Annotated in this window: 13 protein-coding genes; 5 read left to right on the forward strand and 8 right to left on the reverse strand. The window is 68.0% G+C overall.

The genetic code is table 11. From position 1 onward, the window contains the following. Positions 1–62: 62 nt before the first annotated feature. From V9G04_10615 to V9G04_10625, 3 genes are all read right to left on the reverse strand, one after another. Complete coding sequence (locus tag V9G04_10615) at positions 63–989, reverse strand: hypothetical protein (protein MEI2713713.1); 927 nt, start codon at positions 987–989, stop codon at positions 63–65. Positions 990–1215: 226 nt separating this feature from the next. Then, positions 1216–1809 (reverse strand): hypothetical protein, encoded by a 594-nt coding sequence (locus V9G04_10620; GenBank protein ID MEI2713714.1) that lies wholly within the window; start codon positions 1807–1809, stop codon positions 1216–1218. Next, positions 1806–2348, reverse strand: a complete 543-nt coding sequence (locus V9G04_10625; protein ID MEI2713715.1) for a YbaK/EbsC family protein — start codon at positions 2346–2348, stop codon at positions 1806–1808. Before V9G04_10625 ends, V9G04_10620 begins: the two co-directional genes overlap by 4 nt. Before the next feature lie 623 nt (positions 2349–2971). Between V9G04_10625 and V9G04_10630 the strand changes: the two genes are divergently transcribed. Both V9G04_10630 and V9G04_10635 read left to right on the forward strand, forming a co-directional pair. Continuing rightward, entirely contained in the window at positions 2972–3370 is a 399-nt protein-coding gene (locus tag V9G04_10630; GenBank protein MEI2713716.1) for a hypothetical protein, read from the forward strand. Continuing rightward, positions 3367–4020 (forward strand): class I SAM-dependent methyltransferase, encoded by a 654-nt coding sequence (locus tag V9G04_10635; GenBank protein MEI2713717.1) that lies wholly within the window; start codon positions 3367–3369, stop codon positions 4018–4020. The genes V9G04_10630 and V9G04_10635 overlap by 4 nt, the downstream gene beginning before the upstream one ends. On the opposite strand, the gene V9G04_10640 is transcribed toward V9G04_10635, so the two are convergent. Further along, the gene (locus V9G04_10640) at positions 4007–4906 is read right to left on the reverse strand and encodes an LCP family protein (GenBank protein ID MEI2713718.1); all 900 of its coding nucleotides are present in this window, start codon (positions 4904–4906) and stop codon (positions 4007–4009) included. The genes V9G04_10635 and V9G04_10640 overlap by 14 nt on opposite strands. Next, complete coding sequence (locus V9G04_10645) at positions 4903–5490, reverse strand: hypothetical protein (protein MEI2713719.1); 588 nt, start codon at positions 5488–5490, stop codon at positions 4903–4905. The genes V9G04_10640 and V9G04_10645 overlap by 4 nt, the downstream gene beginning before the upstream one ends. A gap of 165 nt (positions 5491–5655) precedes the next feature. On the opposite strand from V9G04_10645, the gene V9G04_10650 reads away from it, so the two are divergent. Genes V9G04_10650 through V9G04_10660 form a run of 3 tightly spaced genes read left to right on the forward strand, consistent with a single transcriptional unit; the run spans position 5656 to position 10271 of the window. Next, positions 5656–9471: a multifunctional oxoglutarate decarboxylase/oxoglutarate dehydrogenase thiamine pyrophosphate-binding subunit/dihydrolipoyllysine-residue succinyltransferase subunit gene (locus tag V9G04_10650; GenBank protein MEI2713720.1), complete on the forward strand. Its 3816-nt coding sequence runs from the start codon at positions 5656–5658 to the stop codon at positions 9469–9471. Between the two features lie 12 nt (positions 9472–9483). Next, the gene (locus tag V9G04_10655; GenBank protein MEI2713721.1) at positions 9484–9660 is read left to right on the forward strand and encodes a DUF6104 family protein; all 177 of its coding nucleotides are present in this window, start codon (positions 9484–9486) and stop codon (positions 9658–9660) included. Between the two features lie 23 nt (positions 9661–9683). Next, a complete protein-coding gene (locus tag V9G04_10660) occupies positions 9684–10271 on the forward strand; it encodes an acetoacetate decarboxylase family protein (GenBank protein ID MEI2713722.1) in 588 nt (195 codons plus the stop codon). A gap of 7 nt (positions 10272–10278) precedes the next feature. On the opposite strand, the gene V9G04_10665 is transcribed toward V9G04_10660, so the two are convergent. Genes V9G04_10665 through V9G04_10675 form a run of 3 tightly spaced genes read right to left on the reverse strand, consistent with a single transcriptional unit; the run spans position 10279 to position 13064 of the window. Beyond that, entirely contained in the window at positions 10279–10956 is a 678-nt protein-coding gene (locus V9G04_10665) for an SDR family oxidoreductase (protein ID MEI2713723.1), read from the reverse strand. Continuing rightward, positions 10953–11921, reverse strand: coding sequence for a zinc-binding dehydrogenase (locus V9G04_10670; protein MEI2713724.1), 969 nt, complete (start codon positions 11919–11921; stop codon positions 10953–10955). Before V9G04_10670 ends, V9G04_10665 begins: the two co-directional genes overlap by 4 nt. A gap of 27 nt (positions 11922–11948) precedes the next feature. Next, complete coding sequence (locus V9G04_10675) at positions 11949–13064, reverse strand: NADP-dependent malic enzyme (GenBank protein ID MEI2713725.1); 1116 nt, start codon at positions 13062–13064, stop codon at positions 11949–11951. Positions 13065–13104 lie beyond the last annotated feature (40 nt).

Below are 13104 nucleotides of genomic sequence, written 5' to 3' on the forward strand. Positions count from 1 at the left end.
CAGAGCGCGCGAGTTCGAGCGTACGCGTGAACTCTCACCGCAGGGCTGGGCAGAACCTCTGCTCAGGCAGCTGAGGCGCGCCCCGGGAAGTGCGCACGCCAGTCATCGCGTGGGCGGGCGGGGAGCCCCTGGAGTCCCGCCGCGCGCAACACCTTGAAGGCGCGCTCGACCGTCAACCCAGGGTCGACGAAGACACCACGAGCCACCACGGTGACGATGCGCCACGACGCATCCTCAAGTTGCTCGCGCCGCTCGATGTCTGCCTCCCACTGCTCCACGCGCTCGATGTGGTGGCGACCGTCGTACTCGAAGATCACCTTGACCGACGGCCAACACAGGTCGAAGCGCCTGACGATGTCACCGATCTCGTTGCGCATCTCGCGGTTGACCTCGGGCTCGGGCACCCCAGCGAGTACGAGGAGCATCCGCAGGCGAGTCTCCATCGGGGAATCGACCCGCTCGCGGACATAAGACGCTGCTGCACGTGCATGCTTGCCGACCCGGCCAGGCACCTGAGATGCGGCGCGCTGGAGTCGTTGAAGGTTCAGCCCCTTGCGTACGAGATGGTCACCCACGACCACAAGGTCGACGAGACTGAGTTCGGCAGCAAGCTCCACGAAGAGGTCCTCGCGCGTAGAGACCCGGATTCCCTTCACGATGTCGTGTCGGGCATCGGGTCGGACATGGCTCACAATCCCGCCTCGGCTGACCCGCGCGGCGTAGTCCGGCACAGTCGCGTGCAGCGCCTCGCCGTCGGGTACGGGTACGCCTCGCACGCGCGCTGCCGTCTGGTGGCTGACGAACGCGCGCGGGCCAGCGACCAACAACACCGCCTCAGCGCGAAGCCGCGCAGTGACCGTGCGAGCACTGCTTATGTGAATACCGAAGAGCAAGCGTTGAAAGCCCCGCCCGGCCAACTCACGAGGGCTGATCCCCGCCGCCAGGCCACTCTTGGTCGTGAAGGGCGCATGTGGGTCGAACTCGGGCATCACGGCACCCTGCCCCAGATCGCTCAACGCCGCTCCCGTTATCCACAGGCCCGGTCTTCGGGCGGTGGGCGTCCGGGCTCGCTGCCGCGCGCGAGTTCGAGCGTACGCGTGAACTCGCGCAGCAATCAGGGTCCCGAGCGCGCGAGTTCGAGCGTACGCGTGAACTCGCGCAGCCCGAGCGGCGCATGCCGCGAAGCGACCGGCCGCGGCGACCAGGCACACGTTCTCAGACCAGCCGGGCCAACTCAGCGGCCACATTCGCTCTGGCCGCGGCCTCCCAACGGTCTCGGGCCGCGGGCCAGTGAAACAGCAGAGGCTTCGCCAGCAGAGCACGCAGGATCGCGGCCCGGCCGGAGGCGAAGTCGGTGTCGGACAGGTGGGAATACTCGTCACGCACCGCCGCGACATATTCGGCATAGCGATCCGGTGGCGAAGCCAAGATGGCCAGGTCTGCGTCACACAACGCCCCACCCGCATCGTCGTCGGGAGCGGGCTCGTGGGTCGCGGTCAGGCGTACGAGCCGGACGACCTCGTCGACCTCGGGGGCCGGAATCAGGCCGGCGAGAGACCAGGAAGCCAGCAGCGCCGAGCGCTCCTCGTCGTCGCGCTCGCCGTCGTAGACCGCGTCGTGGAACCAGGCCGCGAGCACGATCGCGCGACGAGCCGGGTGGTCAGCCGGCACGAGAGCCGACAGGTGGGTCAACACCTCCGACAGGTGCACGACATCGTGATAGTGCCGTGACGAGTCCGCGTACGCCGCGAGCAACCGATCGCGCAAGTCATCGGCACCTGTCAACGGCCACCAAGCCGCGAGACTCACTGCCCGAGACCCTCCAGCACCTCCGCGCCCGGCAGCGACGCGAACAACGCACCCGGCACGATCAACTTCGAACGGCGTACGCCCGACCCGATGATCGCGGTCGGGATCTCCAGCACCCGCGAGTCGATCAGGACCCGCCAGCCGGACGGCAGTCCGACGGGAGTGATCCCGCCGTACTCCATCCCAGACTCCTCCACCGCGCGCTCCATCGGCAGGAACGAACACTTGCGTACGTCGAGGGTCCGCTTGACCAGGTTGTTGACGTCCGCGCGCGTGTCGGCGCGCACCAGGCAGGCCGCGATCCGCTCCTCGCCGTCGCGCTTGCCCGAGACCAGCACGCAGTTGGCCCCCAGCAGCGGCGAGAGGTCGTACGCCTGGTTCATCGCGGCGGTGTCCGCGACCGCGGGATCGATCTCGACGGCCGCGATGCCGTCGGCGCCCGGCCATCCGGCCAGTGCCGACGCGACGGGAGGCGCGAGCAAGGAAGGGTGCTCAAGAGCAGGCAGAGAGCGGAGTGTCCCGACCGACGGCAGCGTCATGGGTCGAGAGTATGGGGCCATGCGATCGGGGCAGACCAGGGTGTTCGCGCACCGCGGCGCGAGTGGCTACCGGCCCGAGCACACGTTGCGAGCGTACGAACTCGGCATCGCGCAGGGCGCGGACGGCATCGAGATCGATGTGGTGATGACCAAGGACGGGCATCTGGTCTGTCGCCACGAGCACGAGATCACGGGTACGACCGACGTGGCACAGCGACCCGAGTTCGCAGCACGCAGACACACCCCGACGGTGCCCGGGCGCAAGGCCGTCGAAGGCTGGTTCGTGGAGGACTTCTCCCTCGCGGAACTCAAGACCCTCAAAGCCAAGGAGCGGATGCCCGGCACCCGACCCGACAACACCGTTTGGGACGGCGTCGACCCGATTCCCACCCTCGACGAGGTGCTGGACCTGGTCACGCGCGCCCGGGAGACCCAACCTCTCGGGCTGATGATCGAACTCAAGCACCCGGCGTACCTCACCTCGCTGGGTCTCGATCCGACCCCTCCGCTGCTGGACTCGCTGGCCCGCCACGGCCTCGACGGACCGGACCGCGACGTGATGTTGGAGAAGCTTCGAGCCGACCGCGCTCGTACGTCTGGCCGACCGGACCCGACTGCCGCTGATGCAGTTGATCGAGCTGGCCGACAAGCGGCCCGCGGACCTCGCCGAGACCGACGACGCGCGGACGTTCGGCGACCTGGTCACCCTGCCCGAGCTCGACGCGGTCCGTGGGCGGATCGCTGCCCTCGGCGTCCACACCACGCACGTCTTTCCCCTCGACCCGCAGGGCGCCACCGGGGCGCTCTCGTCCCTGATCGACGAGGCCCACGCTCGCGACATCCAGGTCGCCGCCTTCACGCTGCGCCGGGAGAACCGATTCCTGCCCACCCAACTCCGGATCGGCGACGATCCCAAAGCACCCGGCGACCTGGCCACCCAGGCCCGCGCGTTTGCCGAGGCCGGCGCGGACGCACTCTTCACCGACAACGTCGACGTCGTCCGAGAGGCACTCCAGCAATGACCGACACCATCCGCGCGCACTACGACGCGATCGCGTCGGGGTACGACGGGCGCACCGCCACCGACTGGACCAGCAACGACCACCTGATCCACGTCCTGCGCGACCAAGCCGTCAGCGCCGACAACGTGCTCGACCTCGGCGGGGGCACCGGGCAGACGACGCGAGCCGTACGCACGGTGCTGCCCGACGCGAAGGTCACACTGGTCGAGCTCTCGCCAGGCATGGCCCAGGTGGCCAGGGACGCTTTCGCGCGCGAGGAGGGCGTCCGCATCGAGGTCGCCGACCTGGACGCGTGGCTGAGCAGCACCGAGGAGACGTACGACCTGATCGTCTCGGCCGGGGTCCTGGAGATGGCACCCGACCTCACCGCCACGCTGACGCGGATCGCCGAGCGGGTGGCACCCGGTGGGCGGGTCGTCCTCACCTGCGAGACCCGGATCCACGGGTACGCACCACAACAGGCCGCCGACGAGGTGATCACCCCACCGTCCGGACCGATCAGGGTGCATCGCCCCGAGCCGTACGACTTCGAGGCCACGTTGCGCCGTGAGGGGCTGCACATCGACGTGTCACGACTCTTCGTCGCCTTCCATCGAGACCACTCCGAGCCGGTGATCTACCACCTGGTGAGCGCGGTCAGCAGCGACTGATCCGCGCGTCGCGACGGGCGTCACGACCGAGTCGTCTGGCCTGGAGTACGTCTGGGAACACCACCGACTGCGGGCCTACCCACCCGACGCCACCGCCGATCACACATGTGGTGATCTTGCCCGGCTCCACCTGTGCCACCAGTTGGGCGAGCCGGAAGAGTTCGCCGGGTCGCAGGTTCGTCGAGGTGTGCTGCAGCACCGTAAGCACACCTCGATCAATGAAGCCGGGGCGCTTCGCGTTCGAGTGGATCCGCCTGTGGATGCCGCGCAGCGTGCGCTGTTGGTTGGCCGAGCGGTCGAAGTCACCGCGGGGCAGCGACTTGCGGATCCGGGAGAACGCCATCGCCTCGAACCCGTTGAGCCGGATTCGCCCTTGCCGGAAGCCGCGCTTGCGCAGGTACGGATCGGAGAACGTACGCGGGTTCTGCACCGAGATCCCCCCGATGTCGTCCACCATCTGCTCGAAGAACTCAAAACGCGACACGAAGACATAGTCGGGGGTGATCCCGATCAGTCGCGACACCGCGGCTGCCATCGCCTTCGGGCCGCCGAACACCAACGCCGAGTTGATCTTGTTGCGACCGTGCCCGGGAATCGTGACCCACGAGTCCCGCGGCACTCCGATCGCGGTCGCGGCCCGAGTGCGGGGGTTGATCCCGACCAGTTGCAACGCGTCGCCGTGCGAGCGGTTCATCGGCTGGCCCGGACGCGCGTCGGAACCGACCGCCAGGATCCACACCACCCGATCACTCGCGCCGACGCTCTGGGCCGCGCGGATCCTCACGAGTTCGACGTCCGTCGGCGCCTGGGTCGAGTCGGGCAGGCTGAGCACCGCCACGCCCAACATCACGGCGAGCACCAAGCGTCGTACGATCCGCGCTCTCATCGGCGACCCTTCCGCAGGTCGTAACCGAAGATCCGCCACCCGTGTCGGGTCGGCTCCAGGAACAGCCGCCCACGCACGATCACGGTTCGGGCGCGCTGCCCGTGCGTTCGTAGCCGCAGACGCAGGTGCGCCGTCGCCACGCGCGGGCGGCGGTCGGTCGCCAGCAGATCCACGCGGATGCGCCGGGTCAGCACCTCGACCCCGTCGATCCTGCGACCCAGGTCGGCGTTGGTGAGCAGGTTGCGAGAACGACGAGCCGCACGCCTGGCCTGTGGGGTGAACGCGCCGAGAGCCTTCGGGTAGTGAGTACGCGGATAGTCCTCGCGCACGAAGGCCGCGTCGAGCCAGGCGTCGACCATACGAGCCGCGCGGCGCACCGCCCGATGGCGCTGCTTGTCGGGTACGCGCCCCACCACGACGCCGGCGCTGACGTCGGAGCGGGACTTGACCAGGCGTACGGAATCTCCGGTGGCGAGTCGGCCCGAAGCCTGGTCCCCGCCCATGAGATCCACGCCGAGTAGGGCGATCAGCAGTACGCACAAGGCCGCGAGCAGCCGCGCTCTGGCCGGACTGGCGACGACCATCGGATCGCTCCTGACAGTGACTGGGGAAGGTCCGGACCGCGCACCGAGTCGGTCGGCGAGACCAGAGTGCCGCACTCCGGGCCCGCCACCCTGCATTTCCCTCGCGTGTGCAAGTAGCCTTGCCTGAAAGTCCCGCGCACGTTTCGAGATGAGGCGAATCAACCCGTGCCGCAGCCCTCTGCCCAGTCCGGCAGTCACGCATCCGTCCAGCCGTCCAACGACCTCGGAGCCAACGAATGGCTCGTGGAGGAGATGCGGGAGAGCTATCAAGCAGATCCCAGCAGCGTGAGTGAGGAGTGGGCCGCGTACTTCGGCGCCAACGGCGCGAGTGCCGACTCCTCGTCCGGTGACGGCTCCGCCTCCAGTGCGCGCGCTGCGGAGAAGTCGCAATCGGCGTCCGCACCGGCCCAGGAGTCGCGGAAGACCCCGCAGTCGGCCGAGAAACAGCCTTCGGCCAAGCAGGAGCAGCCCCCGGCACAGAAGGGTGAGGCGAAGTCCACTCCCCCGTCCGTGGCGCGACCGCGCCCCGACACCGCTGCTGCGGAGCCGGCGAAGGGCACCAGCACCCCCGTGGCGAAGGACGCCACGAAGGCGGCTCCGGCCGAGGCCGGCGACGAGCCGAGTTACACCGTGCTGCGCGGTGCCCCCGCGCGTACGGCCACCAACATGGAGTCCTCGTTGACCGTCCCGACCGCGACCTCGGTCCGCTCGGTGCCGGTCAAGTTGTTGTGGGACAACCGCACCGTCATCAACAACCACCTCGCCCGAGCACGAGGCGGCAAGGTCTCCTTCACGCACCTGATCGGCTACGCGCTGGTCAAGGCGATGAAGTCGATGCCGGAGATGAACAACTCCTACGCCGAGGTCGACGGCAAGCCCAACCTCGTCACCCCGGCCCACATCAACCTCGGCCTGGCCATCGACATCAAGAAGGGCGACCAGCGCCAACTTCTGGTGCCCTCGATCAAGGCCGCCGAGACGATGGACTTCGCGGGCTTTTGGACCGCGTACGAGAACATCGTGGTCAAGGCGCGCGACAACAAGCTCACGGTTGCCGACTTCCAGGGCACGACCTTCTCCCTGACCAACGTCGGCGGCTTGGGCACGGTGCACTCGGTGCCACGGTTGATGCCCGGCCAGAGCGCGATCATCGGCGTCGGGGCGATGGACTACGCCCCCGAATGGCAAGGCGCCTCCGAGGAAACCGTCGCACGCAACGCCATCAGCCGGGTCATGTCGATCACCTCGACCTACGACCACCGCGTCATCCAGGGTGCCCAGTCCGGAGAGTTCCTGCGCCGCGTACACCAGTTGCTGCTCGGTGCGGACGGCTTCTACGACGAGATCTTCGCCAGCCTGAGAATCCCGTACGAGCCCATCAAGTGGGCTCAGGACATCTCCACCAGCCACGACGACGAGATCAGCAAGCAGGCTCGCGTCCAGGAGCTCATCCACGCCTATCGCGTGCGTGGGCACCTGATGGCCGACACCGACCCGCTCGAATACCGCCAGCGCAGCCACCCCGACCTCGAGGTCGAGTCGCACGGACTGACGCTGTGGGACCTCGACCGCGAGTTCGCCACCGGATCATTCGGCGGCGAACGGCGCTTCATGAAGATGCGCTCGATCCTGGGCATCCTGCGCGACTCCTACTGCCGCACCATCGGCATCGAGTACATGCACATCATGGATCCCGAGCAGCGTCGCTGGATCCAGGAGCGGGTCGAGAAGCCGCACGTGAAGGTGCCCCGAGAGGAGCAGTTGCGGATCCTGCTCAAGCTCAACCAGGCCGAGGCTTTCGAGACGTTCCTGCAGACCAAGTTCGTCGGCCAGAAGCGGTTCTCACTCGAAGGCGGCGAGACCACCATCGCATTGGTGGACGACATCTGCGAGAAGGCCGCCGGCGCCGGTCTCGAAGAGGTCGCGATCGGCATGGCGCACCGTGGCCGCCTCAACGTGCTGGCCAACATCGTGGGCAAGAGCTATTCACAGATCTTCCGCGAGTTCGAGGGCAACATCGACCCGCGTACGGTCCAGGGTTCTGGCGACGTGAAGTATCACCTCGGTGCCGAGGGCGAGTACGTCTCGGAGTTCGGCGACCGGATCAACGTCTCGGTGGCCGCCAACCCGTCCCATCTCGAGGCCGTCGACCCGGTGCTGGAGGGCATCGCACGCGCCAAACAGGACGTGCTCAACAAGGGCTCCGAATACCCGGTGTTGCCGCTGCTCATCCACGGTGACGCGGCCTTCGCGGGCCAAGGGGTCGTGGCCGAGACGCTCAACCTGTCGCAACTGCGCGGCTACCGCACCGGCGGCACGATCCACGTCGTCGTCAACAACCAGGTCGGTTTCACGACCTCCCCCGGCTCGTCGCGTTCGTCGCTCTACTGCACCGACGTGGCCCGGATGGTGCAGGCGCCGATCTTCCACGTCAACGGTGATGACCCGGAGGCTTGTGTCCGGGTCGCGGCGCTCGCGTTCGAGTTCCGTCAGGCGTTCAACAAGGATGTCGTGATCGACCTGGTCTGCTACCGCAGGCGCGGACACAACGAGGGCGACGACCCGTCCTACACCCAGCCGCTGATGTATGACCTGATCGAGCAGAAGCGTTCCGTACGCAAGCTCTACACCGAGTCGCTCATCGGTCGTGGCGACATCACGATCGAAGAGGCCGAGACCGTGCTGCGCGACTATCAGCAGCAACTTGAGCGGGTCTTCACCGAGGTACGCGAGGCCAACACTCAACCGTCCTCGTGGACGACCGTGCCCGACTACCCCGAGAAACTCGGCGGCGACACCACCACCGCGGTCGCCCCCGAGGTGCTCAAGCGGATCTCGGATGCGTACACCAGCCCGCCCGAGGGTTTCACGGTGCACCCGAAGGTGATGCCACAGTTGCAGCGCCGCGCCGCGTCGATCACCGACGGCCCGATCGACTGGGGCACCGGGGAGATTCTGGCGCTCGGTTCGCTGCTGATGGAGGGGCGTCCCGTACGCCTGGCGGGTCAGGACTCGCGTCGTGGCACCTTCGTGCAGCGCTTCGCGACCATCATCGACCGCGTCAACGCCGACGAGTGGACTCCGCTGGCCAATCTCAGCGAGGACCAGGCGAAGTTCTTCGTCTACGACTCGTTGCTGTCGGAGTACGCCGCTCTCGGTTTCGAGTACGGCTACAGCGTGGCGCGACCCGATGCCCTGGTGCTGTGGGAGGCGCAGTTCGGCGACTTCGTCAACGGCGCACAGACCATCATCGACGAGTTCATCACCTCCGGTGAGACCAAGTGGCGCCAGCAGTCCGGTGTCGTGATGTTGCTGCCGCACGGGTACGAGGGACAAGGCCCCGACCACTCGTCGGCGCGGATCGAGCGCTTCATGACGATGTGTGCCGATGATGCGTTCGTCGTGGCTCAGCCGTCGACTCCGGCGTCGCACTTCCATCTGTTGCGCCGCCACTCGTTGGGCGAGGAGCACAAGCCCCTGATCATCTTCACTCCCAAGTCGATGCTCAAGCGCAAGGAGGCCGCATCGCAGCCCAGCGACTTCACCGAGGGCGAGTTCCGACCGGTCATCGGCGACGGTGTCGCGGACCCGGCCGAGGTCGAGGTGCTGTTGTTGTGCTCGGGTCGGATCACCTGGGACCTGATGGTCGAGCGCGGCAAGCGCGAGGACGGCGGCAAGTTCGCGGTGGCTCGGGTCGAGCAACTCTACCCCTGGCCGTTGGAGGAGTTGAAGGCCGAACTGGGCCGCTACCCCAACCTCAAGCAGATCCGCTGGGTGCAGGACGAGCCGTTCAACATGGGGCCGTGGCCCAACTACGCGGTCAACGTCTGGCCGGCTCTCGACGTGGAGGTCGAAGGCATCACGCGCGCCGCCTCGTCCTCGCCGTCGGTGGGCACCCTCAAGCGGCACACCGAGGAGCAGAAGGACCTGCTCGCTCGTGCCTTCGCGGCGACCGCCGACGAGACGCGCGACGACTACTGAGGGGAGCGCGCCATGTACTTCACCGATCGCGGCATCGAGGAGTTGCACAAGCGCCGTGGCGATGAAGAGGTCAACCTGGCCTGGGTCGCGGATCGGTTGCAGGACTTCACCGATCAGCACCCCGAGTTCGAGACCGCCATCGAGCGCCTGGCCACCTGGCTGGCGCGCGAGGACGACCCCGAGGACTGATGTATCCGCCGGCACCTTGGCGCATGACCGGCGACCTCTGGTTGTCGCTCTTCCGCCTTCCCACCGCAGTCGATGCACGACGTCCTGCCGGCGTCTACGGCGCGGCCTTCGTGTCGTACGCCGAACCCTCCCCGCTGACCTACAGCGAGTTGCTGGTCGGTCGAATGGCCGATGCGCCCCCTGACGGGGGACGTGCGCGTGCGGTCACGATCACCGACATCTGGGTGGACTCGCCGGAGTCTCGCCAGGGCGGACGCGAGTTGTGGGCGATCCCGAAGGACCTGTGCGACTTCACCTTCGAGTCCGCGCGTACGGGTCCGCTGTCCCACACCGACTGGTCCGCGTCCGTAGGTCGGCATCCGATCGCGAGCGCCACCTTTCACGACATCTCGGTGATCGCTCCCCCGCTGCCCTTCCAGGGCATCGCGCAACAGCCGGGCGTCGATGAGACCGGCGGCGAAGACCGCGTGACGACGCTGCGCGGGCGAGCGCGCACCCTGCCCTGTCGGGGTCGCTGGGAGTTCGCCCCGGACGGACCGCTCGGCTGGTTGGGCCAAGCCCGTCAGTTGTCGTCGGCGCGGATGGCGCGCTTCACGATGTCGTTCGGCTGAGCCGGGCTTAGGACGTGCGAATGGTGACGTCGGTGATCGTGGCGTCTGCCGGCAGATCGAGCACCTGCACGACACTGCGGGCCACGGTCTGCGGCGTCATCCAGTCGTCCTCGGCGTAGTCGCGCCCTTCCTGGGCGTGCACCCGCGCCTGCATCGGCGTCGCGGTACGGCTCGGGAAGACGGTGGTCACCCGGACGTCGCGTTCCTCCGCACGCACGGCATCGGCGAAGGCTCGCAGTCCGAACTTCGAGGCGGCGTACGCACCCCAGGTCGCGTTGGCGGCCAGTCCGGCAGTGGAGTTCACGAAGACGAGCGTGCCCCGAGATGCACGCAGGTGGGGCAGGAACTCGCGGGTCAGCATCGCCGGCGAGGTCAGGTTGACGTCCAGTTGCTCCTGCCAGGGATCGAGGCGCTGCTGGGCCGCCGGCGACAGATCGACGATCCCGGCGGCGTGCACCAGCGAGTCGACCGTACGACCCACGGCCCGCCCGATGCCATGCAGACTGCCGGGGCTGGCAAGGTCGGCCTCCACGAACTCCGCGCGCGCAAACTCGGTGCGCAACTGGTCGATCCTCTCGGCGTCACGGACCAGCAGGATCAACTGGTCGCCGCGGTCACGCAGGATCTCCGCGATCGCGCGGCCGATCCCGGAGCCGGCACCGGTCAGGGCGTGCGTACGACTCATCGAGTGAAGACGATCTTGCCGAAGACGTCACCGGCGGCCATCGCGGCGAACCCGTCGCGGGCCTGGTCCATCGGCAGGGTGCGGTCGATCAGCGGACGGGCGCCGGTCGCGTCGAGCAGGTTCACCAACGACGCGAGCTCGGTCCGGGTGCCCATGGTCGAACCGACGACCTGCAACTGCAGGAAGAAGATCCGGGTGAGTTCGGCGTCATCGAGGTTGGGTCCAGACGTAGTCCCGGAGATCACGATCTTGCCGCCGGGACGCAAGGCCCGGATCGAGTGCGACCAGGTGGCCCGACCTACCGTCTCCATCACGGCGTCGACCTTGACCGGGAGTCGGGCCCCCGACTCGAAGACCTCGTGCGCGCCGATCTCCAGGGCCCGCTGGCGTTTGCCCTCGTCGCGCGACGTGGCGAGCACCGTCAGACCGCCCGCGCGAGCGAGCGTGATCAACGCGGTGGCAACTCCCCCGCCCGCGCCCTGCACCAGGACGGTGTCGCCGGGCTTCAGGTCCCCTTGGGTGAAGAGCATCCGGTACGCCGTCAGCCACGCCGTCGGCAGGCACGCGGCCTCCTCGTACGACAGCGACGCGGGCTTGGCGATCACGTTGCGCCGCGGCACCGCGACCTTGTCGGCCAACGTCCCCTGATAGCGCTCGGAGAGCAGCGACCGCTTCGGGTCGAGGGTCTCGTCACCGGTCCAACTCGGGTCTGAGACGACGGCGTGCACGACGACATCGTGGCCGTCCTCGTCGACACCGGCCGCGTCGCAGCCCAAGATCATCGGCAACGACTCCTGGCGAAGACCCACGCCACGCAACGACCAGAGGTCGTGATGGTTCAGGCTCGCGGCCTTGACCGTCACCGTGGTCCAGCCGTCGGGCACCTCGGGTTCGGGGCGCTCGCCGACCACCAGGCCGGACAGCGGGTCGTCGGTGGAGAAGGACTCGGCATAGACGGCGAACATGTCTGCCACGCTATCTCCCCACCGGAGTCAGACCCGTGCGACCCCGTCGCGCAGCGCGGCCTCGGCAACAGCCGCCGAGACGGCCGGACCGACGCGCGGGTCGAAGGGGGAAGGCACGATGTATTCGGGAGTGAGGTCCTCGGCGACCAACGCCGCCAGGGCGTCTGCGGCGGCGAGTTTCATGCCTTCGGTGATCGCCGAGGCGTGGACGTCGAAGGCGCCGCGGAAGATGCCGGGGAACGCCAGGACGTTGTTGATCTGGTTGGGGTAGTCCGAGCGGCCGGTGGCCACGACACTGGCGTACTTGTGCGCCAGGTCGGGGTGGACCTCGGGCGTCGGGTTGGCCAGGCCGAAGATGATCGCGTCGTCGGCCATCGTGGACACGATCTCCTCGGGCACCGATCCCCCGGACACCCCGATATAGACGTCCGCGCCGCGCATCACGTCGGCCAAGGTGCCCGCACGACCGAAGTTGTCGGCGGTGAGGCGGGCGAGTTCGGACTTCACGGCAGTGAGGTCGGCGCGCTGGGAGTTGAGGACGCCTTGACGGTCGACCACGGCGAGATCGCGGATGCCCGCCCCCAGCAGGATCTTCGCGACCGCGACCCCGGCTGCGCCTGCCCCGGAGATGACGACGCGCGTGGTGTCCGGCGTACGCCCGGTCAACACCAGGGCACCCTTGAGGGCCGCGAGCGCCACCACGGCGGTGCCGTGCTGGTCGTCGTGGAAGACCGGGATGTCCAGGCGCTCCTTGAGCCGGTCCTCGATCTCGAAACACCGCGGGGCGGAGATGTCTTCGAGGTTGATGCCACCGAAGGACGGTGCCATCCGAGCGACGGTTTCGATGATCTCCTCGGTATCGGTGGTCGCCAAGCAGATCGGCACCGCGTCGACACCGCCGAACTGCTTGAACAGCACGGCCTTGCCCTCCATTACCGGCATCGCGGCCGCAGGCCCGATGTCGCCCAGGCCCAGCACGGCGGTGCCGTCGGTGACCACGGCCACCGTGTTGGGCACCCAGGTGTAGTGCCGCGTCATGATCGGGTCCTCGGCGATGGCCTCGCAGACACGGGCGACTCCGGGCGTGTACGCACGCGAGAGTTCGTCCTTGCCACCGAGAGCGACCGTCGAGACGATCTCCATCTTGCCGCCGACATGCAGGTCGAAGACGGGATCGCCAGCG

The sequence above is a fragment of the Nocardioides sp. genome (assembly GCA_037045645.1).
Taxonomy (GTDB): Bacteria; Actinomycetota; Actinomycetes; order Propionibacteriales; family Nocardioidaceae; genus Nocardioides.

What these genes read in the sequence shown, in the direction of transcription:
- V9G04_10615 (MEI2713713.1), bottom strand. Translation starts at nt 989, where the DNA reads ATGCCCGAGTTCGACCCACATGCGCCCTTCACGACCAAGAGTGGCCTG.
- V9G04_10625 (MEI2713715.1), bottom strand. Translation starts at nt 2,348, where the DNA reads ATGACGCTGCCGTCGGTCGGGACACTCCGCTCTCTGCCTGCTCTTGAG.
- V9G04_10630 (MEI2713716.1), top strand. Translation starts at nt 2,972, where the DNA reads ATGCAGTTGATCGAGCTGGCCGACAAGCGGCCCGCGGACCTCGCCGAG.
- V9G04_10635 (MEI2713717.1), top strand. Translation starts at nt 3,367, where the DNA reads ATGACCGACACCATCCGCGCGCACTACGACGCGATCGCGTCGGGGTAC.
- V9G04_10640 (MEI2713718.1), bottom strand. Translation starts at nt 4,906, where the DNA reads ATGAGAGCGCGGATCGTACGACGCTTGGTGCTCGCCGTGATGTTGGGC.
- V9G04_10645 (MEI2713719.1), bottom strand. Translation starts at nt 5,490, where the DNA reads ATGGTCGTCGCCAGTCCGGCCAGAGCGCGGCTGCTCGCGGCCTTGTGC.
- V9G04_10655 (MEI2713721.1), top strand. Translation starts at nt 9,484, where the DNA reads ATGTACTTCACCGATCGCGGCATCGAGGAGTTGCACAAGCGCCGTGGC.
- V9G04_10660 (MEI2713722.1), top strand. Translation starts at nt 9,684, where the DNA reads ATGACCGGCGACCTCTGGTTGTCGCTCTTCCGCCTTCCCACCGCAGTC.
- V9G04_10665 (MEI2713723.1), bottom strand. Translation starts at nt 10,956, where the DNA reads ATGAGTCGTACGCACGCCCTGACCGGTGCCGGCTCCGGGATCGGCCGC.
- V9G04_10670 (MEI2713724.1), bottom strand. Translation starts at nt 11,921, where the DNA reads ATGTTCGCCGTCTATGCCGAGTCCTTCTCCACCGACGACCCGCTGTCC.
- V9G04_10675 (MEI2713725.1), bottom strand. Translation starts at nt 13,064, where the DNA reads ATGGAGATCGTCTCGACGGTCGCTCTCGGTGGCAAGGACGAACTCTCG.